The sequence below is a fragment of the Corynebacterium belfantii genome, assembly GCF_041898185.1.
Taxonomy (GTDB): Bacteria; Actinomycetota; Actinomycetes; order Mycobacteriales; family Mycobacteriaceae; genus Corynebacterium; species Corynebacterium belfantii.
Map to the genome: position 1 here is coordinate 1,924,257 of NZ_CP157823.1, position 25,501 is coordinate 1,949,757.

The 25,501-nt window shown below is 52.7% G+C and carries 21 protein-coding genes and 1 pseudogene; 4 read left to right on the forward strand and 18 right to left on the reverse strand.

The features are described 5' to 3' along the window. Window positions 1-38 precede the first annotated feature (38 nt). Window positions 39-2,054, forward strand: coding sequence for a TPM domain-containing protein (locus ABMV07_RS09535; RefSeq protein WP_197689483.1), 2,016 nt, complete (start codon window positions 39-41; stop codon window positions 2,052-2,054). On the opposite strand, the gene ABMV07_RS09540 is transcribed toward ABMV07_RS09535, so the two are convergent. From ABMV07_RS09540 to ABMV07_RS09550, 3 genes are read right to left on the reverse strand one after another with little or no spacing between them, the layout of a single operon-like run. After that, window positions 2,051-2,449: a DNA repair protein gene (locus ABMV07_RS09540; protein WP_088266806.1), complete on the reverse strand. Its 399-nt coding sequence runs from the start codon at window positions 2,447-2,449 to the stop codon at window positions 2,051-2,053. The two genes, ABMV07_RS09535 and ABMV07_RS09540, sit on opposite strands and share 4 nt — an antisense overlap. A gap of 5 nt (window positions 2,450-2,454) precedes the next feature. After that, window positions 2,455-2,982: a hypothetical protein gene (locus ABMV07_RS09545; RefSeq protein ID WP_088266807.1), complete on the reverse strand. Its 528-nt coding sequence runs from the start codon at window positions 2,980-2,982 to the stop codon at window positions 2,455-2,457. Between the two features lie 25 nt (window positions 2,983-3,007). After that, complete coding sequence (locus ABMV07_RS09550) at window positions 3,008-4,393, reverse strand: glycine--tRNA ligase (RefSeq protein WP_196981593.1); 1,386 nt, start codon at window positions 4,391-4,393, stop codon at window positions 3,008-3,010. A gap of 311 nt (window positions 4,394-4,704) precedes the next feature. Between ABMV07_RS09550 and ABMV07_RS09555 the strand changes: the two genes are divergently transcribed. Together ABMV07_RS09555 and ABMV07_RS09560 are read left to right on the forward strand one after the other, a co-directional pair. Then, entirely contained in the window at window positions 4,705-5,082 is a 378-nt protein-coding gene (locus ABMV07_RS09555) for an ArsR/SmtB family transcription factor (RefSeq protein ID WP_088266809.1), read from the forward strand. A 176-nt stretch (window positions 5,083-5,258) separates the two neighbouring features. Further along, window positions 5,259-5,687: a Fur family transcriptional regulator gene (locus tag ABMV07_RS09560; protein ID WP_088266810.1), complete on the forward strand. Its 429-nt coding sequence runs from the start codon at window positions 5,259-5,261 to the stop codon at window positions 5,685-5,687. A gap of 6 nt (window positions 5,688-5,693) precedes the next feature. Here ABMV07_RS09560 and ABMV07_RS09565 read toward each other — a convergent pair whose 3' ends face one another. From ABMV07_RS09565 to ABMV07_RS09645, 15 genes and pseudogenes are all read right to left on the reverse strand, one after another. After that, the gene (locus ABMV07_RS09565; RefSeq protein ID WP_088266811.1) at window positions 5,694-6,767 is read right to left on the reverse strand and encodes a VIT1/CCC1 transporter family protein; all 1,074 of its coding nucleotides are present in this window, start codon (window positions 6,765-6,767) and stop codon (window positions 5,694-5,696) included. After that, the gene (locus ABMV07_RS09570; RefSeq protein WP_162495040.1) at window positions 6,764-7,501 is read right to left on the reverse strand and encodes an isoprenyl transferase; all 738 of its coding nucleotides are present in this window, start codon (window positions 7,499-7,501) and stop codon (window positions 6,764-6,766) included. The genes ABMV07_RS09565 and ABMV07_RS09570 overlap by 4 nt, the downstream gene beginning before the upstream one ends. A 19-nt stretch (window positions 7,502-7,520) precedes the next feature. After that, the gene (gene recO, locus ABMV07_RS09575; RefSeq protein ID WP_088266813.1) at window positions 7,521-8,249 is read right to left on the reverse strand and encodes a DNA repair protein RecO; all 729 of its coding nucleotides are present in this window, start codon (window positions 8,247-8,249) and stop codon (window positions 7,521-7,523) included. Beyond that, on the reverse strand, window positions 8,249-9,166 hold the full coding sequence (gene era, locus ABMV07_RS09580; protein ID WP_374064531.1) for a GTPase Era: 918 nt from the start codon (window positions 9,164-9,166) through the stop codon (window positions 8,249-8,251). Before era ends, recO begins: the two co-directional genes overlap by 1 nt. Window positions 9,167-9,217: 51 nt before the next feature. Further along, window positions 9,218-10,069 carry a pyridoxal kinase PdxY gene (gene pdxY / locus ABMV07_RS09585; RefSeq protein ID WP_088266815.1) on the reverse strand — a complete coding sequence of 284 codons (852 nt, stop codon included), beginning with the start codon at window positions 10,067-10,069 and terminating at the stop codon, window positions 9,218-9,220. A 10-nt stretch (window positions 10,070-10,079) separates the two neighbouring features. Further along, window positions 10,080-11,408, reverse strand: a complete 1,329-nt coding sequence (locus tag ABMV07_RS09590) for a hemolysin family protein (protein ID WP_196981590.1) — start codon at window positions 11,406-11,408, stop codon at window positions 10,080-10,082. After that, window positions 11,405-11,995, reverse strand: a complete 591-nt coding sequence (gene ybeY, locus ABMV07_RS09595; protein WP_196981589.1) for an rRNA maturation RNase YbeY — start codon at window positions 11,993-11,995, stop codon at window positions 11,405-11,407. The genes ABMV07_RS09590 and ybeY overlap by 4 nt, the downstream gene beginning before the upstream one ends. Further along, on the reverse strand, window positions 11,996-12,964 hold the full coding sequence (locus tag ABMV07_RS09600; protein ID WP_196977511.1) for a PhoH family protein: 969 nt from the start codon (window positions 12,962-12,964) through the stop codon (window positions 11,996-11,998). It lies immediately after the preceding gene. A 47-nt stretch (window positions 12,965-13,011) separates the two neighbouring features. Continuing rightward, the gene (locus ABMV07_RS09605) at window positions 13,012-13,770 is read right to left on the reverse strand and encodes a 16S rRNA (uracil(1498)-N(3))-methyltransferase (protein WP_088266819.1); all 759 of its coding nucleotides are present in this window, start codon (window positions 13,768-13,770) and stop codon (window positions 13,012-13,014) included. A gap of 1 nt (window position 13,771) precedes the next feature. Next, window positions 13,772-14,911: a molecular chaperone DnaJ gene (gene dnaJ / locus ABMV07_RS09610; protein ID WP_088266820.1), complete on the reverse strand. Its 1,140-nt coding sequence runs from the start codon at window positions 14,909-14,911 to the stop codon at window positions 13,772-13,774. Window positions 14,912-14,984: 73 nt separating this feature from the next. Continuing rightward, window positions 14,985-16,022 (reverse strand): heat-inducible transcriptional repressor HrcA, encoded by a 1,038-nt coding sequence (gene hrcA, locus ABMV07_RS09615; RefSeq protein ID WP_088266821.1) that lies wholly within the window; start codon window positions 16,020-16,022, stop codon window positions 14,985-14,987. A 39-nt stretch (window positions 16,023-16,061) separates the two neighbouring features. After that, the gene (hemW, locus tag ABMV07_RS09620; RefSeq protein ID WP_088266822.1) at window positions 16,062-17,195 is read right to left on the reverse strand and encodes a radical SAM family heme chaperone HemW; all 1,134 of its coding nucleotides are present in this window, start codon (window positions 17,193-17,195) and stop codon (window positions 16,062-16,064) included. After that, window positions 17,185-17,856: a hypothetical protein gene (locus ABMV07_RS09625; protein WP_088266823.1), complete on the reverse strand. Its 672-nt coding sequence runs from the start codon at window positions 17,854-17,856 to the stop codon at window positions 17,185-17,187. Before ABMV07_RS09625 ends, hemW begins: the two co-directional genes overlap by 11 nt. A 138-nt stretch (window positions 17,857-17,994) precedes the next feature. Further along, window positions 17,995-21,256, reverse strand: a pseudogene (locus tag ABMV07_RS14005) (TIGR03773 family transporter-associated surface protein). Window positions 21,257-21,331: 75 nt separating this feature from the next. Then, window positions 21,332-23,161 carry a long-chain fatty acid--CoA ligase gene (locus ABMV07_RS09645; RefSeq protein WP_088266356.1) on the reverse strand — a complete coding sequence of 610 codons (1,830 nt, stop codon included), beginning with the start codon at window positions 23,159-23,161 and terminating at the stop codon, window positions 21,332-21,334. 96 nt (window positions 23,162-23,257) lie between these two features. Here ABMV07_RS09645 and malQ point away from each other — a divergent pair, with 96 nt between their 5' ends. Further along, the gene (gene malQ / locus ABMV07_RS09650) at window positions 23,258-25,426 is read left to right on the forward strand and encodes a 4-alpha-glucanotransferase (RefSeq protein ID WP_374064535.1); all 2,169 of its coding nucleotides are present in this window, start codon (window positions 23,258-23,260) and stop codon (window positions 25,424-25,426) included. Window positions 25,427-25,501 lie beyond the last annotated feature (75 nt).

The window sequence follows — 25,501 nt, forward strand, 5'->3', positions numbered from 1 at the left end:
CCGCGATGTTCTTACCCACTTTGACTAAGCTTGTGAACATGCATTGGAGTATGAAGCAGGCATCCAGATTGTCCGCCATCGCACTGGCAGCCTCCGTTGTGGGTCTACCCACTGCCGCGCTAGCGCTGCCACAGCCATCCATCCATGTGGAAGCCGCCGCGCCACAGCGCTATGTTGACATAGTTACTGACGAGTCAGGGGTGCTCAGTCCCGATGACATTGCCGGTATTACTGAGAAGGTTCAGCAATTCCAGCAAGAAGCTCGTCGGCAAATCCGCATCATCTTCGTTGATTCATTTGACGATGTCACCCCAGAAGTCTGGACAACTCAAGCGGTTCGCTCCAATGGCGATAGGAATGTGGCAGTTTTCGCTGTCGCGGTAAAGACTCGCGAGTTTGGAATAAACGGTGGCGACGACTGGGATCCGCATGCCCTCGACAACATGTACAACGCTGCTTACGACCACCTCTTAGAAAAAGACTGGGCAGGCGCAGCTTATGGCGTTGTAGATCAAGCCAATAACACCTCGGCGACTTCGTCCTCTCCTACCTCCGGCCCCACATCCTCGGTCGACAATGCTTGGTTGGGTGCTGGTGCCCTTGGCATCGCCGCTACTGGTGGCGGGCTGTGGGCTTATAGCCGCCGTAAGCGCACCACCTCGCAAAAGCACACCCTTGAGTCTGCCCGCTCGATCGACCCTAGGGATACCCAAGCGCTTCATGCTTTGTCGACGGATACCTTAGCCGCACGAGCACAGGAAGAATTGGTCAGCACGGATGAGTCGATTCGTCGAGCAAAAGAAGAACTCGAGATCGCCGTTGCCGAATTTGGTGCGGAGCGTACGCGCGCTTTCCGCCAAGCAATGAACGATTCCACAACTACTTTGCAAAAGGCGTTCGCACTCAATCAGCAGGCTCAAAGCACCTCGAATCCCGCGGAACGCCATGCTCTCTACGTTCAAATAGTGTCTACGTGCGGGCTTGCCGACGACGCCCTTGATGCTAAGGCCGCTAACTTTGCTCAACTCCGTAATTTGTTAGTCAATGCCGACTCCGTCCTGCTCAACTTGACTCAATGTATTGTGGATCTGCGCCAACGCCTGCCTGGCGCAGCTAGCACCTTGGAGAGCGTGAGTACGCAATACTCCGATTCAGTAATCTCTTCGATCAAGGACAACCTAGATATAGCGAAGGTGAGTATCGCTGAGGCGGATCGAAGCCTTGATGCCGCCCGCGAGTTGTCCTCGCGCCCCGCCGGCGAGCAGGCAGGGCTTGTCGACGCCATCCGTCATGCGGAAAATGCGGCAAATAATGCTGACAAACTCATCGCGGCCATCGAACATGCCGATGCCAATATTTCAACGGCTCGATCCGGTATCCCTGCTTTAATTATTGAGATTTCTGAAGAGATCGCCGAGGCACAACAATTGCGGGAGTCTAGTGATCAGATCACGCCTGAAGCCGGTTGGGCGGCTTTTGATGCCAGCGTTGTTGATGCCCGATCTGCACTTGAGTTCGCCCACGCGCATGCAGACCAGGATCCTCTTGAGACTTGGTCCACACTTACTGCAGCAGATTCCGCGCTTGATATTCAGTTGGCGTATGCACGCGATGCTGCTGCCGACCACGAGCGACGCTCGATGGTGTTCCAACAGCAACTGTCCTCAGCACAATCAAGTGTTCAGACGACCGCAGATTTTATTAGCACCCGCGGCAGAGTAATTAAGTCGGCTGCTCGAACTCGCCTCGCCGAGGCCGAGAAGCTTCTCGCCCAAGCACACAATGCTGCGTCTTCTGACGTGGTACGGGCGACAGATTTTGCGCGCGAGGCTGATCGCACAGCACGCTCAGCGTTATCGCTGGCGAAGCGGGATTACCGCGACTACCAGCAGCGTCAATCGTCTAATCGTGGCGACGGTATGGGCGGCATTATCACCGGCATGGTACTCAACGAGATTTTGTCGAATAATCACCGTGGCGGTTTTGGCGGTGGCTTCGGAGGCGGCTTCAGCGGTGACGGAGGAGGCGGAGGTTTCCGAGGCGGTTCATTCTAGATTCGCACGTCGAAGGGGGCGTCGATAAGCCGAGCTACGTAGACGGCAAAGACGAGATCCGTTGGCGGAATCGCACTGCCGGCGTCAATGGATAATCCTTTGATCTGCGCAAGGCAGTGTCCACTTGAGTCTACGAGCTCGCGGCGACGCCACCCTACTCGCCGCATTATGTACTTGCGACCAGCGCATTCGACGGTGATGCTCTTCATTCCGGCGTGTGTGTGCGCGGTTGCTTGCAAATCTTTGGCGTTGCATTGCCAAGTCCAGGGGGTCGGCCGTGCAACGTCGACCGGAATCTTCTGGTTTGCAATCGATAAAGCTCCTCGACTGCCTTGGGCAACTATGTGCCCTTGGTGGTCGAGGAGCTTTTCTCCCCACCAGCGGTACGTGGTCATGTGCGTTAGAGCAGTGCCCACACGACTGCTGGCATGAGAAGCAGGATGAAGAAGAAGAGTCCCAAGGTGAAGCTGTTGAGTTTGGCCTCTAGCTCGATCCTAGTGACAGCAGAAAGGAACACTTTCTGCTGTAGGTTCAGTCTAGAATCTTTTTCAAACTCAGTGTAGCTTTTTCGAACACCGCTGTTTCCACCTGAGAACTGACCTATTTTTGTTTCCTCTGGATCAGAGTCAACATACACCCAGTCGTTTCTGTTCTCATTGATAGCGCGAACGTTTCGATCACCGAGAGAGATTTCGATTCGCTTTGAGCGGGCGAATCCCTTTTCCCCTGCGTCTGCAACGAACTCCTCACCGCCGGCGATGGCGGCGCGCAAGATTTTCTTGTCGGAGCTTAGAGTCCATGCAACTCCATCGACGTCGACGGTTTGCTCCGCATGAATGTCGATGGGGAATGTCGCAATGGTGTTGTCAACGTCGTCGAAAAGGTCAATGTGATTTTTCCGACGATTACCCCAGCTAGTGAAGTCCATAGCTTCCTTCCAGAGATAGGAGATATTAGCAGCCGATCAGACGAGCTGCGAGGTAAGACTGCAGATCGTCGAGTGCCACACGTTCTTGGGTCATGGTGTCGCGTTCGCGAACGGTCACGGCGTTATCTTCGAGAGTGTCGAAGTCAACGGTCACGCAGAATGGGGTGCCGATCTCGTCTTGTCGACGGTAACGACGACCGATTGCACCGGAGGTGTCGTAGTCTACGTTCCAGAACTGACGCAATTTTGCAGCAACTTCTTCTGCGACTGGAGTCAAAGTGTCCTTCTTGGACAATGGCAAAACAGCAACCTTGACTGGTGCAAGACGTGGATCGAGCTTGAGCACAACGCGCTTGTCCACACCGCCCTTGGCGTTTGGTGCTTCGTCTTCGCAGTATGCGTCGACGAGGAAAGCCATGAGTGCACGGGTTAGACCGAAGGAAGGCTCAATAACCCATGGCACGTAGCGTTCACCGGTGGCCTGGTCGAAGTAGCTCAAGTCTTCACCGGATTCCTTGATGTGGCAGCCGAGGTCATAGTCGGTGCGGTTGGCAACACCCATGAGCTCGCCCCAAGGGTTTCCTTGGAAGCCGAACTTGTACTCCATGTCGATGGTGCCCTTGGAGTAGTGTGCGCGATCTTCTTCTGGAACGTCGAAACGGCGCATGTTGTCTGGGTTGATGCCTAGATCAACGAACCAGTTCCAGCAGTCATCGACCCATTCGTTGAACTTCTGATCAGCCAGTTCTTCTGGTACGAAATACTCGATCTCCATCTGTTCGAATTCACGAGTACGGAAGATGAAGTTACCTGGGGTGATTTCGTTTCGGAAGGACTTACCGACCTGCGCGATGCCGAATGGTGGCTTCATACGAGCCGTGGTCATCACGTTCTTGAAGTTTACAAAGATGCCCTGTGCGGTTTCCGGACGCAGGTAGTGCAACCCCTGTTCGTTGTCCACGGGGCCGAGGTAGGTCTTCATCAGACCTGAGAACATCTGTGGTTCGGTCCAGTTACCAGGCTGGCCAGTCTCTGGGTCTGGAACATCAGCTAGGCCGTTTTCTGGCGCATGGCCGTGTTTTGCTTCATACGCTTCGATCAGGTGATCGGCGCGGTAACGCTTGTGAGTATGAAGGGATTCCACGAGCGGGTCGGTGAAGGTGGCAACGTGTCCGGAGGCAACCCATACCTGACGAGGCAAGATAATGGACGAGTCAAGGCCTACAACGTCTGCACGTGCTTGGACAAAGGTGCGCCACCATTGCTTTTTAATGTTTTCTTTCAGTTCCATTCCCAATGGACCGTAGTCCCATGCGGAACGAGTGCCACCGTAGATCTCACCACAGGGATAAACGAGGCCACGACGCTTACAGAGGTTGACGACCGTGTCAATGACATTGTTCTGTGCCACGGGATTGAACAGCTCCTTTTAAGTAGCGAGATAAAACGGCGACGGAGGTTATTCCTTTTTATATCCGTACCTTCGTGACAGTCTAACCCGTCAAGCACTTTTTCTTCGACCTGTAAGCCGCTTAGCGCAAATTCGCACAAATTCCCCCTATTTGGTTAGGCAAAAAATGAGGAAATTTAGACGATATAGCCTCCCGTGGCATAGTTTATTTTAAGTAATCACTATTGCTACTCCGTTTCGCCCCTCACACAGCGGCAGTATGCAATCGTTTTACATCGCACCTTTTCAACAATCAGAAAGTAGCAGTCCCAATGGAAATTTCTCCGCGACCATCATCACTGAATGCGCCGGGAGATGCCACTGTGATGAGCTCGGATCACAATCTCGACATGATCCAAGAAGAACCATCACTGATTTCTGGCATTTTGAGTGCTCTCGACTCGAATATCAGAATTCAAATCCTACTTCTTCTACATAAACGCGATTATTATGTTTTTGAGCTAGTTCAAGCCCTCGGCGGAAGCCAACCTTTGATTAGCCAACATCTGAGAGTTCTCAAGCAGGCACATATCATTGACAATGAGCGTCAAGGGCGTCAAATTATCTATCGCCTTAAGGAACCGATGATCGTAGACATCATTGCGAAGGTCGGCCTACTTGCTCAAAAAGTTTCAAAAGTAACAGCCTAAATATTTTCAATTCAACACCGTTAACACCCCCGCTACCATGCATTCCCAGCTAAACAGAGTGTTTTCAATCGGGCACCATCTCAACATTCTATTGAAAAAGGAGTACGCTTAGCGTTGAAAGAGTTCTTGCCACAGTCTCTTTAACTGCCACATCGCGAAAACTTAAGGAATGCTCCATGAATCGTACCATTGATCGTTCAGTCCCCAAGTTGGGGGTTCGTAGCACCCGTCAGCGCACTGCTGTCGTTGGGGTCCTCAAAGATCTTGATTATTTCGCTTCTGCCAAGGTGATCCATCAAGAACTAACAAAACGCGATCTCAAGGTCGGTCTGACCACTGTATACCGAACCTTGCAATCACTTTCAGAAATCGAAGCAGTCGACGTTCTCCATATGTCCAATGGCGAAACCCTCTACCGCCACTGCTTGAGCGACGAACATCACCACCACTTGGTGTGTACTCAATGCGGACGCACCGTGGAGATCGATGGCGGCCCAGTAGAAAAGTGGGCCAAAGAAGTAGCCCAGCTACATGGATTCCAAATAACTGGTCACGATGCCGAAATCTACGGCCTCTGCGAAAGCTGCACTGCAGCTGCCAAATAAATCCTTTTATCCGAGCGCCACTCCAAACGCTTTGCCTAAGAGGTAGGTCACACCCGCTGCGGCCATACCAATGGAAAGCTGGCGTAGCGCTCTTTTTAGTGGCGGTTTGCCCGACAAAATACCAGTGATACTTCCTGTGATCATCAAGGCCGCACCAACTAATACGGTTGCGATCACTGCTGCCGCAACCCCTGAAACGTTAAAGAAATACGGAATCACAGGAATCAGCGCGCCGAAACCAAAACAGAAGAAGCTCGATACCGCTGCCGACCATGCACCGTTACTAGGTTCGTCGTTGCGGGGTTCGTCGATAAGAGCTTGGTCTTCAGCATTGCGCAAATTGGCAAATGCTTTTGCGGCTTTTTGCTCCGCGTCTGCCTCCGACATACCACGAGCACGGTAGACAAGTACTAGTTCATTGGCATCCACATCAAGCTGCGGAATATAATTCTTCGTCCCTGGGTGCGGTGTCGATGCCTCGAGAAGCTCGTTTTGGCTCTTCACAGAGATGTACTCCCCCGCGCCCATCGATAGCGCACCGGAAAGCAAACCAGAGATGCCTGTCAACAACACAATATTGGGGCTGACACCTGAAGCAACCACGCCAAGCACCAACGCAAAATTGGACACCAAACCATCATTGGCACCAAAGATTGCAGCGCGGAAGTTTCCACTCATCTGTTCACGGCCACGAGCTGCAAGTCCGCGCACGATTTCTGCGTGAATGGCCTCATCGGCTTTCATTTGTTCAGTGGCATCGTCATCATCTGCATAAGGACTACGCTGCTCCGCAGTCTGCATTAGTGCGAGGGCAAAGACCGACCAAAAGTTCCGCGCCAAAAATGCCAGCATTCGAGTCGACAAATCAGGGCTTTTGGGCATGCCAACATAATCGCCGAGAAGATTACGCCAATGCTGTTCGTGTCGCGCCTCAGCATCAGCAATCGCTAACAGAATCTCACGTTCTTCACCGTCTTTGCGGTGTGCTAGCTCCCGATACAATGCGGCTTCAGCACGTTCGTTGGCAAGGTACTGGCGCCATCGCCTGATCTGTTGAGATGTGGGCGGCGTAGTTGTCATTTAGTACCCCCAAAGCGGCGATCACGTCGTGCGTATTCTTCGACTGCCGCAAACAAATCCTCAGGTGTGTAATCAGGGAACAATTTGTTTTGATACACCATTTCCGCATAAGCGGACTGCCATAACAAGAAATTAGATGTGCGCTTTTCACCTGATGGGCGCAAGAACAAATCAACATCGGGCATATCGGGCTCGTCGAGGAACTGCGTGAAGGAATCTTCAGTGATGTCTTCGGGGCGTAGTGTTCCGGCTGCTGATCGACGAGCGATCTCACGAACGGCATCGACGATTTCTGCGCGGCCACCGTAGTTAACGCACATAGCAAGCGTCATGGTGGTGTTGTCCTTGGTGAGCTCTTCTGCAGCTTCCAATTCTCTAATAACGCTGCGCCACAGTCGTGGGCGCCGTCCTACCCAACGGACTCGCACTCCTTTTGCGTTAAGGGCATCGCGTTGGCGCCGCAGGACGTCGCGGTTAAATCCCATGAGGAAGCGGACTTCGTCGGTAGAGCGCCGCCAATTTTCGGTGGAAAAGGCGTAGGCAGAAAGATACGAAATACCCATAGCGATACAAGCGTCAACCATATCGAGGAGGACAGCTTCACCGCGCTTATGGCCTTCGGTGCGCTTGAGTCCCCGATTAGTTGCCCATCGTCCGTTGCCGTCCATGACGAGCGCGATGTGCCGCGGGAGGAACTCTTGCGGAATCTGTGGAGGTACGAGTTGCTTGGTCACCCCGACTATTCTGCCACTATCACACTTGGTCAAGCACATTGAGGCTGGCAAGACCGCGTTCCACATGCCACGACAGGTGGGACCGAATTAATGCGTGCGATTGCTGATACCTCTCTGGTGTACCTATTTCAGCTACAGCGCCACGGTGGCCTTGCTGCATGAGCCACATCATATGCAATGTCTCTGGATCGACTTCTTGGGCTCCTAGCGGCCGACAGCGCACGCATACCGCACCTCCTGGGCTGGGGTGAAAAGCATGATGCGGGCCTGATGTCCCACATTGAGCGCAGTCAAAAAGGCTCGGCGCCCAACCCGCAATATGCATTCCCTGCAGGAGAAAGATGTCAAGTTCTGCGATGGGAAATGCACATGTCTGGATGTTTTTCAGCGCTGTGACGGTGAGATCAAAAAGTCGAGGCTCGTCGCCTACAGCAAGCTTTTCGACGCCCTCCAGGATCGAGCTGGCAGCCGAAAAACGTGTGACATCATCAATGATTTTGGCACCGAAGTATGCCACGGTGTCGGCTGCTGTAATGGACTCCAGATTACGGCCACGATAGAGCTGAACGTCTAGCTCAACAAAGGGTTGTAGCCTTGAACCAAATCGACTTTTTGCCCGACGCACGCCCTTAGCAACACCACGCACGATGCCACGACCGCGGGTAAAAAGCACTATGATGCGGTCCGCCTCACCAAAGTCGTAGGAGCGAACCACAAGGGCTCGCTCCCGATAACTTTCTCGACGCACTAGAACCCTAGTCGGCCTAGCTGCTTTGGATCCTGCTGCCAGTTCTTGAGCACCTTGATACGAAGATCCAAGTACACATTGCTTCCCAAAATCTTGATGATTTCTGGGCGCGCATTGTGAATGATGCGACCAAGGCGGCGACCATCTTTACCGATCAGGATCGATTTTTGTCCTGGACGCTCAACATAGATCACCGCATGAACGTCGAGTACTCCCTCACGCTCATCGTTTGGCAAGATCTCATCAATTTGCACTGCTACGGAGTGCGGAAGCTCATCTTTAAGTCCGCTCAATGCGGCCTCACGAATGAGCTCAGAAAGTCGAGTATCCGTGTCATCGTCAGTGATGTGATCATCGGGGTAGAACTTCGGTCCTTCTGGCAGCAGCCGCGTGATCACGTCGAGAAGCACGTCACGTTGTTCACCGGTAACGGCAGAAACTGGCACCACCTCAGAATTACCGCCGAGCAGCTCGTGAAGCTCCATGAGCTGCACTGCCACCTGATCACGACTTGCTTTATCAACCTTGGTAACGATGCCCAGCAGCGGTGTCTTTGGTGCTACCTTCCTTACCGCATCAAGAATCCAGCGGTCACCTGGGCCGATTTTCTCATCAGCAGGAACCGTGATGGCAATAAGATCCATATCGGCATAGGTATCTTTCACAACCTCGTTAAGGCGTTCACCCAACAGCGTACGTGGCTTATGCAAACCAGGGGTATCTACCACGATGATCTGCGCGTCCTCGCGATGCACGATGCCGCGAATGGGGTGTCGCGTTGTCTCCGGCTGGTTAGCCGTGATCGCAATCTTCTCCCCTACCAAAGCGTTGGTCAGCGTGGATTTTCCGGTGTTGGGTCGTCCAACGAAGCTAATAAACCCAGAGCGAAATCCCTCGGGTGTGTCGGTGAAGCTCACCTATCTCCTTATGTTGTGTGAAAGATCTTAAAAAGTGATTCTATGCCAATGTTAGGCGATCTGCTCAACCTCAAACTGAAGGCGAGGATGTGCAATGGCTTCTTGGGACTCGATAATAAGCAATTCTCGCGAATCTGCTTTAAAGGTAGTTTCGATCAAATCGAATACCGACGATGCTGTACGTGCGAGAGCGTCTGCAGCATTGCGCTCGCGAATGTAATGACCTGTAAACAGTGCAGCGGTCACATCACCGGAACCATTGCGTTTAAAGTCGATAAACGGAGTTCGCACCAACCATGCACCCTGTTCATTAGCGGCGATCATCTCGATCGCATCAGCGGGAGTTTCTGGGCGACGCACCGAGGTCACAAGGACGGTATTGGGCCCCATTTCCTGTGCAGCAGCGATGGCTTCAAGCGTCGAGGCAGTATCGTGCGCTGGTACACCGGTCAAATACTCCAGCTCAAACTGGTTAGGCGTGATGATGTCTGCTACTGGAACCACCTTATCGCGCAGCAATGGCGGGATGAGATCCGATACAAAACAACCAGATTTGGCATTGCCCATGACGGGATCGCAGGCATACACAGCTTGAGGATTCGCCTCTTTGATTCGCGCAACCGCGTCAACGATCACATCAGCAATATCAGAACCGCCTTGGTAACCGGACAAGATAGCGTCGATACGCCCGAAAGCACCACGCTGTTCCATGCCGTCGATCACGTTACGCACCTGCGCTGCAGGAATGAGCTCGCCGCCCCACTGCCCATAGCCGGTGTGGTTAGAGAAGTTCACCGTATGAACCGGCCATACTTCATGCCCAATGCGCTGCAATGGGAACACTGCGGCAGAGTTACCAACGTGGCCGTAGGAAACATGGGACTGGATCGACAAAATGTTCATGGGGTTCATCCTATAGTTCGGAAAGCGATTCGACAGGCAAAACAGACACGAGCACAGATCGAACCTGAATCCGACCGCGCCGATCACGTCCGCCTTCGGCCTGAAGCTGCAAACCAGACGTGGTCACTGTAGTACCTGGCAACGGGATTCTGCCTTTTTCAAAGGCAATGAGTCCGCCCACAGTGTCAACCTGATCGAGAATTTCCTCGCTGAACTCGATTTCTCGGTCAAGTTCCTCGTCGATAGTCTCGATGAGATCGTCCAAAGACAATCGCGACACAACGCGATAGGTAGGCAACTCCGTGTCGTTTAGTCGTTCGATCGGAGCCATTTCTCGGTCATCGTACTCATCGGCAATTTCACCGACGATTTCTTCGAGGATGTCTTCAATCGAAATCAAACCGGCAATACCGCCATACTCGTCTACCAGCATGGCGATGTGGTTGCGATCATGTTGCATTTCGTGCAATAGCGCATCAAGGTTTTTAGAGTCGGGAACAAAAGTTGCCGGTCGCATAACGTCATCTACCAGCACAGAACGACCGCTATCCGTGGAATAGTAGGTGCGCTGAACTAGGTCTTTGAGATAGACGATACCTATGATGTCATCAACAGTTTCCCCGATCACTGGGATACGCGAAAAACCCGATCGCACACACAAACTGGTGGCCTGACCCGCAGTTTTACCTGATTCGATCCATACCATATCTGTACGTGGAACCATCACAGATCGCGCGGTTGTCGACGCCAAATCGAAAACGGATTGAATCATCCTACGTTCTTCGATCTCCACCACGCCGTGCTCTTGGGCGATGTCTACCATTTCACGTAGTTCGACTTCAGTGTTGTAGGGGCCGTCTCTAAAGCCAGGCCCTGGTGCGATGATATTGCCAATTCGAATGAGTAACCGCGCAATAGGCCCTAACAGTTTCGCAAGTGCACTGAGCAAAAATGCCGATGATAAGGACACTGTATAAGGATTTTTGCGCCCCACAGTTCGAGAAAACACACCGACGACGGTGAACGTTACTAGGGCCACCCCAACGATTGCCGCGGTAAGCGCCCACGTCTCATTATCGATGATTTCCAGTGTGAGCATGGCGGCAAACACCGCAGCAGTGACATCAAGAAAAGTTTTGAGCAGCACCAAGAGATTGATGTGCTCTGCTCGTTTTTCTACGACGTTGAGGAGCACTCGTGACGCACGAGTTTCTTTATCTTTGTCGATTTGCTCCACACGAGCAAGCGAAATGGAGCTGACTGCTGCTTCGACGGTTTCTAGCAATCCTGAACACAGCAAAGCAGCAAGGGTAATCAGCCCTAAAACTACAGGGCTCACTGCGGTTCCCCAATAGCCGGAATGCCGCCACCTGGTACAAGTTTGTCTAGTTCTGCACGATCAGCAGCAGAGGGGAATGCCCCTGCGTTGCTCGGTTTTGGCTGGAATTCCACGCCACGACGTGCACAGTAGGTGTACCAGTCCTGCAGCAACTCATTCTGCAGGGCAAACATTTCTTGCTCGTCTTCCGGCTCGATGTGGTCGTACCCTAGCAAGTGCAGGCATCCATGAGTGGTTAAAAGTGCCAATTCATGCCCTATATCGTGGCCGGCCTTGGCTGCTTGCTTAGCCGCAAATTCGGGGCACAAAATAATGTCACCGAGCATCGCAGGCCCAAAAGATTGAGCGTCGGGGCGCCCCATGCCTGGGGTTAGTTCGTCCATGGGGAAACTCATTACGTCGGTTGGCCCTTCTAGGTCCATCCAGCGCACGTGGAGATCGCTCATAGTGGCAACATCAACGACGGATATGGTGGCTTCGGCGTCAGGGTGCACGTCCATCTCGCCGAGCACGAACGTGGCGACGTCGATAAGCGCTTCTTCGTTAACACCCTCGAAGCCAGATTCGTTAACAACTTCGATACTCATCTATTTGTCCTTTAGTTGTTCTTCATAGGCGTCATAAGCATCAACGATCCGGCCCACAAGTTGGTGCCGCACCACATCGTCCGAACCGAGCTCGGCAAAGTGAACGCCTTCTACTCCACGAAGAATATCGCGAACTAACCGCAAACCAGACTTTTGTCCACTGGGCAGATCCACCTGCGTGATGTCACCTGTGACCACCATCTTGGATCCAAACCCGAGACGAGTTAAAAACATCTTCATCTGAGCAGGCGTGGTGTTTTGGGCCTCATCCAAAATCACAAACGCATCGTTGAGCGTTCGGCCACGCATATAAGCCAGCGGAGCTACCTCAACGATTCCGGCCTCCATGAGCTTAGGAATAATTTCTGGGTCCACCATGTCGCGCAAAGCGTCGTGAAGCGGACGCAGATAGGGGTCGATTTTCTCATTAAGCGTGCCAGGCAAAAATCCCAGCTTTTCGCCGGCTTCAACCGCAGGACGCGTCAAAATAATGCGGTTGACTTGTTTAGCCTGCAAAGCTTGCACGGCCTTAGCCATCGCCAAATAGGTTTTTCCGGAACCGGCAGGACCTAAACCAAACACAATGGTGTTGTGGTCGATAGCATCAACGTAGTCTTTCTGACCAAGGGTTTTGGCGCGAATGACTTTGCCGCGACGTGCCACGATGTCACTTGCCAGCACAGCACTCACAGAATGCGGGGTGTCTTCTGCGACGATTGCCACTGCATTTTTCACAGCATCTGGGCTAATCGCATGCCCGCGTTTCGCCATGGACTGCAACTCTTGTAGCACGCGAATGCCACGAGAAACTTCAAAATCGCGTCCGCTGAGCGTTGCTCGAGTACCGCGCACAAAGATGGTGCAATCGAGTAGGTTTTCCAGCACTTTGAGGTTTTGATCATTGATCCCCAAAATTGCTTGGGAGTATTGCTCGTCTAATTCAATAGCGCGAGTTATAAAGTCAGCCAACGTTTCGGTTCAACCTATCTGAGAGAAAATATTCGTTGTTTGCCACACTACCAGCGAGAAGTCTGTACACCGAGAGCAGCCAACGCCACGATTCCTGCTGATGCAGTCCGCAGCACCTCGGGGCCGAGTTTTACGGCGCGAGCACCAGCTTTGCGGAATGCTTCTGCCTCTGCGGGGCTCACTCCGCCTTCGGGGCCGATGATTAAGGCAATTGACTTTGCCGTATTGACATCAACCGTAGCGAACGGCACTGCGGCGTCCTCGTGAAGCACCAGCACAACGTCGAATTGCTCGAGTTGTTCTGCGATCTGAGCAGTGGTGATTGGCTCGGCAACCTCGGGGATTCGAGTGCGTCGCGACTGCTTCGCAGCAGCGATCGCTGCCTGCTGCCATTTGAGCACGCCCTTGGATCGTTTTGCGCCCACCCACTTTGCAACGCATCGATGCGCTTTCCACGGAACGATCGCATCGGCGCCGCCTTGGGTAAGCAGATCAACGGCCAGTTCTGAACGTTCCGATTTCGGAATCGCTTGGAAAACAGTCACTGTAGGTGTGGGGGCGGCTTCTTCATTGCATTCGGAAACATGAAGATGCAGCGTGCTTTTACCGCTTGTCGACGCCACCGTAGCTGTTGCCCAACCACCTCGGCCGTCGATCAGTTTGATCTGCTCGCCTGCTGTCATCCGCTTAACGCTGACCGCGTGGCGCCCTTCTGCCCCATCAAGGACAACATTGCCGGTAGGAATCTCACTGTGCTTACCGGCGACGAGGTCTTCGAGGTTATAGATAAAAACTGGAAGCGACATGTTAGCGGCGGAACCTATTGCGGAGGCGACCGAAGAGGGAATCATCAGAATCGTCAGCAGTCCGAACCGTCGATTCATCGCTACGGTGATCCCGAAGCTTATTCAGCAGCTCCTTGGATTTTTCATCAAGCTGAGTAGGGATGGATACGTCAACGTGAGCAATCATGTTGCCACGTCCTTCGCCTCGTAGCTGAGGCATACCCTTGCCTTCGATAACGATGGTTTCGGCTGGCTGAACGCCCGCAGGGATCTCAAAGTCAATGGCATCGCCAGACAAGGACTCCACCGAGGTGGTCGTACCCAAGGCGGCATCCACCATGGGCACGTGCACACTCATGTGCAGATCGTTGCCCTCACGCTGGAATACAGGGTGTTGTTGCATCATCACTTCGATGTACAAATCTCCTGCAGGTCCACCACCTGGGCCTACCTCACCCTGACCAGCCATGCGGATACGCATGCCATCTGCGATACCTGCTGGAATGTTAACAATGAGATCCCGCTGGGTGCGCACGCGGCCATCGCCACCGCATTTATCACATGGATCTGGGATGACTTCACCCGTGCCTCGACAGGTTGGACATGGCGAGGACGTCATCACATTGCCGAGGAAAGAGCGCTGCATCTGCTGGATTTCACCGCTGCCGTTACAAGTGCCACATACGTTTGGCTTTGATTTGGATTTCGAGCCAGTGCCCTCACAGCGGTCACACAAGATTGCTGTATCGATAGTGATGGGTTTCTTCGTGCCTAGGTAGGCTTCCTCTAGCGTCAGGGCGGTGCGTAGGAGGGCGTCACTACCTGGCTGAACACGCGATCGTGGGCCCCGGCTGCCGCCACCGCCACCAAAGAATGCTTCAAAGATGTCGCCGAGTCCGCCACCTGCACCATAAGCGCCGCCGTAGCCAGCACCGCCGTCACCTTGGGCCATTGGGTCGCCACCCATATCGACGATACGGCGCTTTTCGGCGTCGAGAAGCACCTCCTGGGCGATGGAGATTTCGCTAAATTTTTCAGCGGCTTCTTCCGTATCGTTTACATCTGGGTGATACTTACGGGCCAACTTACGATAGGCCTTTTTAATCTCATTATCGGTGGCGTCTCGCTCGACGCCCAAGATTGCGTAATAATCACGTGCCACGGTACGAAAAACTTCCCTCTCAATTGATCAGTGAAACAAATAATATTATCGAGATCACAAGCAAAGACCTAACTTAGCCCCCGCTGAGTACTCGACTCACATAGTGTGCAACGGCGTAGACCTTGGACATTGTTCCCGAATAGTCCATAAAAGTGGGTCCTACTACCCCTAACCCACCGAGCGTCGCACCTTGTGCACCATAACCGGTTGTGACAACCGAGGTTCCGCGGAGCTGTTCGTCTTCGTTTTCTTCGCCAATGAGCACGCTTACACGCCCAAGGTCGCGCACATTAGTTAGGAGTTTGAGCACGACGACCTGTTCTTCGAGCGCCTCCAACATGGCGGGAAGAGAGGACGGCATTTCCCGCGCGATACGGGTGAGGTTGCTAGCCCCTGCCAAGATGAGGCGATCATTGGGCTGTTCCACCAACGTTTCAATCAACACAGTGGCACAACGCAGGATCATCGGCTGAATATCGGGATCGACCAGAATCTCCCCCGATGCGAGTTCGGCAAGAGACGCTGAGGCGTCGCTGAGCGTTTTGTTGTCCAATGCTCGGTTGAGAACATCTCGCATTTTTGCCACGTGATCGGGTTCGCAGATGTGGTCTACTTCCACATTGCGCTGCTCTACCCTGCCGTTGTCTGTAATAAGCACGAGCAGAAGTCGAACTGGGCTCAGCAGTACGACCTCGCAGTGTTTTACGCGAGAAACGTTGAGGTTTGGTAACTGAATGACCGCTGCCTGGCGGGTGAGCTGACTTAACAACTGCACGGAACGTTTGAGCACGTCTTCAAGATCCACGCCTCGCTCGAGAAATCCCAAAATGGCTCGCCGTTCTGCAACGGAGAGCGGCTTGATGTCGTTGATGGAATCGACGAAGGTGCGGTATGCTTTTTCGGTGGGGATTCGCCCTGAACTTGCATGTTGCTGAACGATGTAGCCTTCTGATTCCAGCACGGCCATATCGTTGCGGATCGTCGCCGAGCTGACCTTGAGGTTGTGGCGTTCTAGCAGTACTTTTGATCCCACGGGTTCTTGGGATGCGATGTAATCGGCAACGATCGCACGCATCACCTCTTGCCTACGCTGATCGGTAGCTCCAGCCATTGTCTCCCCTAAGGTCGCTGACGGTTTACCCTATTTACCTTAGTAGGCGGCCAAAATATCGGCGATGATGCCATCGATCAACAGTCGCCCTTCCAGTGTAGGAGCAACGCGAACATCATGGATATGCAGGAGTTTTAGGCTCACATACTTATCGATTACTGCGCGTTCGGCTTTTGTAAAACGGGTGAGTTCAAGTCCGTGACGCAGGCGTAGCCCGAGCATGACTGATTCCTCGTGCCGCTCAGTGTTATTCAGTAGCTCTTCTTCTTTAATTGGCAGCTGCCCTTGAGCAAGATGTTGTGCATAAGTGCTGGGGTGCTTCACGTTAAAGAAGCGTCGTGACGCTATATGTGAGTGCGCGCCAGGCCCTGCACCCCACCAATCGCCGTCGAGCCAATAGCCGAGGTTGTGCTGGCATTCGCCTCTTGGCTTTGCCCAGTTGGATACCTCGTACCAGTCAAAACCGTGGGCACGCAGCGCGGTATCGATAAGCCCATAGCGATCGGCGTATACATCCTCATTCGGAGGAGGCAGCTGGCCTTTGCGTACCTTTCGCGCCATGGCGGTGCCGTCTTCCACGATCAGCGAATAGGCGCTGATGTGGTCAACTCCGGTGTCGAGGGCGCGCTCGAGGGTAAGGCGAACGTCGTCATCAGTTTCCGTGGGCGTGCCGTAAATCATGTCGAGGTTCACATGTACGAACCCAGCGCTCGTGGCTTCGCGGGCGGCATCGAAGGCGCGTCCTGGGGTGTGCTTTCGTTCCAATACGCGCAGCACGCTTGACGACGCCGACTGCATTCCCAAAGATATGCGGTTGTACCCAGAATCCAGCAGTGTCGAGAAAAATTCTGGGGAGGTTGTCTCTGGATTCGATTCAGTGGTGACTTCTGCGCCTGGTGCAATCCCGATGGTGTTACGCACAGCGGTGAGAACACGTGTTAGGCCACGAGCACCGAGCATCGATGGCGTGCCGCCGCCGATAAACACGGTAGTTGCAGGGCGTGTGGTCCCCGAGGCTGCGGCTAGCTCAAGTTCTTTTTCAAGTGCATCGAGGTAGCTTTCGGGCGATGCTGTTCCACTGAGTTCACCAGGGGTGTAGGTATTAAAGTCGCAGTATCCGCAGCGTGAGGAACAAAACGGGACGTGGACATAAACTCCAAAACTATCCGACATATTTTCCTGAATCTTGGCGTTTAGCTGCTACTTTAGCCACGATCGCGTCAATCCGTGCGCGTTCGTTAAGGAAGCGTGGCGGGTGCGCACCGCGCATGGTGCGGGTAAAGCCTGGGTGTTCTACGGCAACGACGTCGAGCCACGCTTGCGCAGCCGACAACACGATTTCCCCGACGCGGGCGTAAAGCAGTGCAACGTTGACGGAGCTGAGGTCGCGAGCTGCGCGTTCAGTTTGTTGGAGTTCCCACTGCACGGCGTTATCGAGTACCGAGCACACCAGATCTGTGCGGGCTTCTAGGGCGAGTGAGAGTTCTCGTACGATCACTGGCGAGTTACGGATGGGAAAGCGATCACGCAGGGAATCTGCAGTGACGACCACTGGCCGTATTATGTCTTCAACTACTGGGTCGGAAATTCCTACTGTTCCTGATGCCAAGCCTGAGGTTAGTGCTTGACGAATTCCCACCAGTTCGTTGATCACTACGCGAGAATCGTGACGGGCCTCGGCGATGATGTCTTTGAGCTCAGCTACGCAGTCTTCTACGAGTTCAGCATCCCAATCAGCGATGGCTTCCCCGAGGTTTTCTATGTAGGTTGCTACTTCGTCGCCAATGTTGAAGATTTCTTGGGTCAGCTCACGGTGGCGATGAATAACCTGCATTCACTGACCCCTTTTCCCAAATGTGACGAAACTATGCACTACTACCAATGACGTGAGGGCATCACCGGCTACGAACCTGAACTGTAAACCAGTTGGTGCGTGTATCGGTGATGCCCCGCCGTGAGTTGAAAAGGTTTCTTAGTCGCGCATGCGCTTCATGCCCAAAATCCAGAATCCGGCTCCGATAAAAAGCATGGCCAATGCCATCAGCCACTCTGCTGCGCTTAGACCAGTGTTGGCGAGCAGACCCGACTTGGACTTGTCCGCCTTCTTCTTATCTTTCTCGTTCTTCTTGTTTGTAGAGTCAGCTTTCTTCTTGGATGCCGACCCCGATGCCTTAGACACTGGAGCTCCGCTGAGTGGAGTAGCAGCCTTTAGAGGCTTATCGACGCTTCCCGCAGTGGCGTTGTTCGAGTCAACATCGAAGGTAATCGTGGTCCAATCTGTCTCATCCTTGTCATTGACTGCACGCATTTGGATCTTGTACGTACCAGCCTTGGTAAAGATCCAATCAAGGTGTGAATGGAATGGCCCATCGTTGTGGATGCGAGCAGGACCCGTGGAGTCTGCGATTCGCTCGGAAGCAGTTCCTAGGTTAGAGAATCGATGCGCATACCACTGTGCAACTTCAGGCTGACTTTCTGGCTTGATCTCAATGTCCATTCCCTTAGGGAAGGCATGAGCAATCTTGTTGGTGTCAAAGCCAGGCCAGATAGCCGAGTGATCCTCAGATAGCGGCAGGTGGTAGAAGGTATCCCCTTCTTTGCCAATAAATTCCGTATCCTCGGTTAGCTCAACATCTTTACCAAGAGTGCGCTTCCGGTTCGGACCGACAACGAGTACTACCTTGCTGGGGTCGTGCACGTGGTGGCCGCTAGCATCGGTGTTGTCCGTCGTGCGCCCCGACTCGTCGCCAATGTAGAAACCAAGTTTGTCGTTGACAAACGCTGGTCCGAAATCAAGGTGGCCTGTCTCAATACGACGCAGACTTCCCTTTTCGTTATCAGAAGTTTCCTGGCTAGGCGCAGTTGGCGAGGCTGGCTTAGCAAACAGTGGCTTTTTCGCTGCTGCGCCGTTCTTCTCGTTTTGGTTCTTCTTACTTTTCGCAGCATCACCAACGACGAAAGTAAGAACTTCAGGCTTAGTCGTCTTACCGCCGTCTTCAGTAACAGTTACTTCGATTTCATAGATACCAGGCTCAGTAAAACCCCACGACATGTGTTTGTGTGTGGAGCCTTCGGCTTTGAAAGATGCAGGTTCGGAGGAATCGGCGATAACCTTAAGGGGATTAACTTTATTTCCGCCAGTAAACGCCATCCATGCACCGTTTTTCGGCTTAGACTTAGTTTTAAAATCGAATGTGTAGTTCTTTCCTGTCTTGGCAAAAAGCTCCTCAGTGCTTAGACCAGGCCAAGGGTGTTTGCTCATAAAGCGACCATCTTCGGGAAGAATATATACTTTTTCCCCTTCATTGCCGAGTAGACCAGTATCATTCTTGAGAACAACCAAACGGTCTTCTTTTACAATGAAGCGAACATTCTTCGGTTCACGCCACGTAGCTTCTCTTGCTGCAATACCGCTTTCGTCCTTAAGCCGCAGCGTTAATTCGTTACCATCTTCACGGGGCGCAATATCCACGTGGCCATGAGTAATGTCAATAACAGCTAAGTCTTCGCCTGCGGACTCAGCTTGTGGTCTACCTGTTCCGGCATCCTTAGGATCAGTTAATTCAGGAAGTGAACCGACAAGAGAGCCATCATTGGTTCCGTCGAAACCGGCACGTTTAGATTCTTCGTCATCTGGAGTCTTCCCAGCATCCTCAACATCTTGAGATGTTGAGGATGCTTTTTCGGGCACTAAATCGGCTTTTTTTAAACTCAGCAATACCACCTTCAGTATCTGCGATACCATCTTTCAGTTCAGCAACAAATCTAGCTTTTCCACCAGCAATCGTTCTCGAAGTTGGAATAATATCCAGTGCAAGAACATAATTTCCTTCTCCTTCACAATCATCAACGGAGTGCCGCGTGGTGCGATTACCGGGGAAACTGATGAAATTTGTCATACACGTAGGTTCTTAGGAAGACATAACATCGTTAATATCTTCGCCAGATTCAACCTCGTAGTACCCACCTTTTACCTGCACTACCAATGAATCATCTTCTGGTTGAACAGTTAGATCAACAGCTTTAAATGTACTGGATTCACCGTCTTCGTCCTCGTTTGCGATGAAGTCATTCAAAGTAGATGAAACTTTTACCGTATTTCCAGTAGGAGTCTTCTCTTCAGCATCAAAATCAGGTGCTTCATCCTGTTCAAAGGTTCGTGGAAATTCGTCTTCTGATCGAGTTGTTGTCTGCACTTGATCGTCGGTTTTAAAAGTAATAGGTGCAGATATCCAAGGCTTATTCTTAGCATCCTCGTTTGGTATATAGACGGCTTGGAAATCGGATTCCTCATCACCGATCATTTCGATCCATTCAGCTTTACCGTTTGTAACCGGAACTTCGGCTAAATAGAAGCCATCGATATAAAACACGGCATGCCCAGAATCTTCTTTGTTGCCAGTGTCCAATGACAGACGAGTCATATCCTTACTGGCCGTAAATTTATCACCCTTATATGGTTCTATCGTGAAGGTACCTTTTGATTCTTCTCCGTAGTCAGCAGCAGCATCAAACGCTTTTTTCACATCGCCTAAGCCATCTTTTCGAGGTTCAGTTCCGCCAACTTGCCAGACAAGTTTTTGTGGCTTGGATTCAATCAAGGTGCCATCTGTAGTACGAGCAGAAGCTCGATAAGTTACTTCGTACTGTCCTGGTTTGGTGTATGTAGTCTGATTGTGGGTATGGTTCCCCTTGTCTATCCATGTGGCTCGCAAGCCTTTTTCATGCGATGACCAAAAGCGTTCTACTGGATCAGTCGGATCACCGGTGCCACGGAACAGTTCCATTCTACCGGGGCCCTTGAAATCAACAATTTCCATGTTGAAAGCACCATCGCGGAGTTTCTCGGTAGGCAAATTGATATCCGCACCAAAGCCTGCCCAAATAGGAGTGCCCTTACCTCCCGCAGGATTTCCACCACCGTAAAGTCGAGTTCCTGGTTTCCCCAAAAACTTCAATCGCTCGTCATTAGGTACGCGGTAGACATACTCCCCTAGATCCTTCGCACCTTTACTTACCCAGTTAACTGTCTCCTCAATCGGAAGAACGTCACCGCTCTTTGATTTGAGAGTGAAGTTGTTTTCCTTCTTATCCCAGAATGCATTAGGTGAATCCACATGCACTTTGGTGCGGACGGTGAGATTGTCATTTGGGCCAGCGAGTGCTGGTACGGGGGCAACGAGGGATATGGTTGCGAGCACTGCAAAGGCGCGACGGCGGATGAGGGGTGACACCGGATTCCTTATTGATTTAGATGTGCAATTTGTACACAAATTTACCTTATTGGAATCCGATGTCAATTAGTGGGGTTAGTGCCCGTAGAGGGCGTCGATAGCGTCTGCGTATCGACGTGCCACAACGTTGCGCTTCACCTTCATCGTTGGAGTGAGCTCGTTTGCCTCCTCTGACAGATCACGATCCAGAATATAGAATTTCTTGATCGCTTCAGCATGCGAAACAGTGGAGTTTGCCAAGTTAATAGCATCTTGGATTTCGGCTCGAAGTACTGGATCGGAAGACAAATCCCGCACTGTTTTTCCTTCAGGAATGTTGCGGTTGAGCTTCCAACGCTTGAGCATGTCTTCGTCGAGTGTGACCAGCAATCCGATAAATGGTTTGCCATCGCCTACCACCATCGCTTGACTGATCAGTGGGTGTGAACGCAGAGAGTCTTCCAGCGGTCCAGGTGAAACGTTCTTTCCGCCTGCTGTCACGATGAGGTCTTTCTTTCGTCCAGTGATCACTAGGTGTCCCGACTCAAGGATTTCGCCTAGGTCGCCAGTATTGAACCAGCCATCATGCATGCTTTCGGCAGTGGCTTCTTCGTTTTTCCAGTAACCGTCGAAGACGATGTTGCCTTTGACCAAGATCTCGCCGTCGTCGTTAATGCGAATCGAAGTACCACCGATTGGTGGGCCGACGGTGCCGATTTCTTGGTTGCTAAAGTCCACGGCCGCTGCTGCTGTGGTTTCGGTCAAGCCGTAGCCTTCGTAGACAGGGACGCCGAGCCCGCGGAAGAAGTGCATAAGATCTGGGCTGATCGCCGATCCACCGGAAATGCAGTAACGCACCGCGTTGCCCATAGCCTCACGAATCTTCCGGTAGACCAGTTTGTCGAATGCCTTGTGCTTCAGTTGCAGCGCGCGACTTGGGCCTTCGGAAGTATCCAGTGCACGCGAGTAATCTTGTGCGACTTTTTCTGCTTCAAGGAAGAGCTTGCCTTTGATAGGGCTAGACGCCATGGCGTTTGCGGCAGCACCATTGCGAACCTTTTCAAATACGCGCGGAACTCCCAAAATCAGGTTGGGGCGAGCGCGTTGGAATTCCACTGAAATGGTTGAGAAGTCAGACCAGTGAGATTGCGTTGCACCACCGATCGCAACAGCTAGCGACACCGCGCGAGCGAGCACGTGCGCAAGCGGCAGGAAAGTCAGCACACGATTACCTGGAACTGCAATAGCACCAATATCGTTTGTCAGAAGACCACGTACCTGCGACAACCAGTTGTAATGCGTGAGACGGCATCCCTTTGGGCGGCCAGTAGTGCCCGAGGTGTACACCAAGGAAGCTAGATCGCTTGACGACGTGTTGGCAATGCGTTCTTCAACAACTGAATCGGGGACATCACGTCCCTCGAATTTCAAAGTCGAAATTGCCGAGGAGTTGATTTCTAGGATGCGTCGGAGCTGCGAGGGGGATCCCTTGAGCGGCGGGTGGCCGTCGTCGCCAAGCACGAGGTTCTTCATCAACTCGGAGTGCTCTCGTGTCTCAGTGATTGCAAACACTGCACCGGAGTCTTCGATAATCCACTCAACTTGGCGTAGCGAGGATGATCCATAAATTGGCACGGATACTGCGCCGGCTGCCCAGATAGCAAAATCAAGCAACGCCCATTCATAGCGTGTCTCCGAGAGCAACGCCACGCGATCGCCTTGTTCCACGCCGGACTGAATCAGCCCTTTTGCCACTTCAAAGACCTCTTCAACGAACTCTTGTGATGTGACATTTATCCACTCATAATTTTTGGGACGAGTAAACATCACACCAAAAGGACGCGCTTTAGCGGTGTCCAACATGGCGGTCAAACAGGTCTCATTTGGGCCGATAGTGTATTTAGCCTCTGCGGTTACTTCTTGCACCGATGCTTCTCCTTGTACGACTGCTATCGCCAACAAATGTAGTCGGTTTAACCGAAAACCGTTTGAGACAGGCGGTTAATGGCAGAATAGTTAACTGTGAGTTACTCAGATTTGTTACGCGAGCTGGCCGCTGCCCACGCAATCTCTTCGTCGTACTCCGGTTTCGGTGGAGCACACGTAGAAGTTTCCGATGACACGCTGGTCAAGACACTGCGATCCCTCGGAGTTTGCTTCGGAAATGAGGACGAACCCGCCACCGACCACGAGCCTTTAACTGGGCCCATGCCTAGCGAGGATCAAATCCGCTATGCGCTGCAACAGCGTTACGACGCCGAAGCAACCCGCCCCCTCCCCCGATGCGTGGTTGCCGTCGAAGGTGATCCCTACGTGTTCAACGTCCATGTTCACGACGGTGCCCCCGCCGACATCACCATCACTTTGGAAGATGGTTCAACCGCGGAGGTTACCCAGGTTGAAAACTGGACCCCACCCCGTGAAGTAGATGGCATTACTTGGGGCGAAGCTTCCTTCCAGCTGCCGTCCGACCTTCCACTGGGCTGGCACACCATCACCTTGACCTCCGACACGCTGACCTCAAGCTGCTTCCTCATCGTAACCCCAGCGCGTCTATCTACCGCCGATAAGTACGCAGAAAATCCTGTCAGCGGTGTTATGGCACAGCTGTACTCTGCTCGTAGTAAGAATTCTTGGGGCATGGGCGATTTCAACGATCTCGGCCTGCTGGCTGAGACGCTTGCTCCTCAGGCTGACTATCTGTTGATTAATCCTCTTCACGCTGCTGAGCCGATGCCACCTGTTGAGGATTCCCCGTACTTGCCTACTACGCGGCGGTTTATCAACCCGATTTATATCCGCATTGAGGATATCCCTGAGCACTTGCTTCTCGACGATGACTTGCAAGACGATATCGCCGAGCTCGCGGCAGAGTTCACAGCGCTTAATCTCACCTCTGAAAAGATTGAGCGCAATGCAATTTTTGATGCCAAGTTGCAAGTTCTGCACGCGGTATTCAACGTAGAGCGCGAACCAGCACGTGAACAGGACTTCCAAGACTTCATTGCCAACGAAGGCCAAGGCCTACGCGACTTCGCTTCATGGTGTGCAGATCAGGAGCTAGCAGTTCTGGAGAGCTCCGCAGCGCATGCCGCTCTTCCAGAAAAAGAGTCTTTGGTTCAGTTCTATATGTGGCAGCAATGGATCTGCGATCAGCAGCTGGGTGCCGCTCAAACCCGAGCAACGGATGCTGGTATGAGCATTGGTATTGTCGCCGACCTCGCCGTGGGTATTCACCCTGCTGGTGCCGATGCACTTTCGCTTGCCGACACCCTAGTCGCCCGCGCTTCTGTGGGTGCGCCACCAGATAGCTACAACCATCAAGGCCAAGACTGGTCGCAGCCACCATGGCACCCAGATCGCCTAGCAGAGTCCGGCTATATCCCCTGGCGTGACCTGCTGCGCACGGTACTTCGCCACGCCGGTGGTGTCCGTGTTGACCACATTCTTGGTCTTTTCCGCTTGTTCTGGATTCCTCGCACCCAGTCCCCACAAACGGGTACTTACGTCAACTACGATCACAACGCACTTGTGGGCGTACTCGCTCTTGAGGCAGAGCGTGCAGGCGCAGTGGTCATCGGTGAAGACCTCGGTACCTTCGAGCCATGGGTCCAAGACTTCCTTGCATCCCGAGGCATCATGGGTACTTCAGTGCTGTGGTTCGAAAGCTCCCCAGAAGGTGGCCCACGCAGGCAGCACGAGTACCGTCAGTTGGCGCTGACCTCAGTAACCACCCATGATCTGCCACCAACAGCTGGCTACCTTGCAGGCGAGCACATTGCGTTGCGTGAGGAACTCGGAATTCTTACCACCGATGTAGCAACTGAGTATGCCGAGGATTTGGACTGGCAGGCAGACATCCTCAATGTAGTTCGCAACTCTGGTGCATTTGAGTCCATCGTTCCTGCCGAATTCCACGGTGTAGATCGTGCAGACCGCGGCAGGTCCGTCGAATTGCTTTCCGCACTTCACCGCTTCTTGGCAGGTACGCCATCAGCTCTGACCTGCACCGCATTGGTGGATCTTGTAGCCGATAAGCGCGCTCAAAACCAGCCGGGTACGACCTCGGATCAGTACCCAAACTGGTGTATTCCGCTCTGCGACGAGTCCGGCACTCCAGTCCTTATCGAGGACTTGGCCGAAAACCCCGTCTATCAAACGGTAACAAAGGCGTCGACTCGCCTACATTAGGCTTAAAAGCCACGCGATTACGACGAGGATAATCAGGAGATACAGGGCCTGCGTCACCCGCGATTGAGGATATTT

Excerpts from the sequence above, each read along its gene's own strand:
- ABMV07_RS09535 (WP_197689483.1), top strand. The coding sequence starts at position 39 with ATGCATTGGAGTATGAAGCAGGCATCCAGATTGTCCGCCATCGCACTG.
- ABMV07_RS09540 (WP_088266806.1), bottom strand. The coding sequence starts at position 2,449 with ATGACCACGTACCGCTGGTGGGGAGAAAAGCTCCTCGACCACCAAGGG.
- ABMV07_RS09545 (WP_088266807.1), bottom strand. The coding sequence starts at position 2,982 with ATGGACTTCACTAGCTGGGGTAATCGTCGGAAAAATCACATTGACCTT.
- ABMV07_RS09555 (WP_088266809.1), top strand. The coding sequence starts at position 4,705 with ATGGAAATTTCTCCGCGACCATCATCACTGAATGCGCCGGGAGATGCC.
- ABMV07_RS09560 (WP_088266810.1), top strand. The coding sequence starts at position 5,259 with ATGAATCGTACCATTGATCGTTCAGTCCCCAAGTTGGGGGTTCGTAGC.
- ABMV07_RS09565 (WP_088266811.1), bottom strand. The coding sequence starts at position 6,767 with ATGACAACTACGCCGCCCACATCTCAACAGATCAGGCGATGGCGCCAG.
- pdxY (WP_088266815.1), bottom strand. The coding sequence starts at position 10,069 with ATGAACATTTTGTCGATCCAGTCCCATGTTTCCTACGGCCACGTTGGT.
- ybeY (WP_196981589.1), bottom strand. The coding sequence starts at position 11,995 with ATGAGTATCGAAGTTGTTAACGAATCTGGCTTCGAGGGTGTTAACGAA.
- ABMV07_RS09605 (WP_088266819.1), bottom strand. The coding sequence starts at position 13,770 with ATGTCGCTTCCAGTTTTTATCTATAACCTCGAAGACCTCGTCGCCGGT.
- hrcA (WP_088266821.1), bottom strand. The coding sequence starts at position 16,022 with ATGGCTGGAGCTACCGATCAGCGTAGGCAAGAGGTGATGCGTGCGATC.
- hemW (WP_088266822.1), bottom strand. The coding sequence starts at position 17,195 with ATGTCGGATAGTTTTGGAGTTTATGTCCACGTCCCGTTTTGTTCCTCA.
- ABMV07_RS09625 (WP_088266823.1), bottom strand. The coding sequence starts at position 17,856 with ATGCAGGTTATTCATCGCCACCGTGAGCTGACCCAAGAAATCTTCAAC.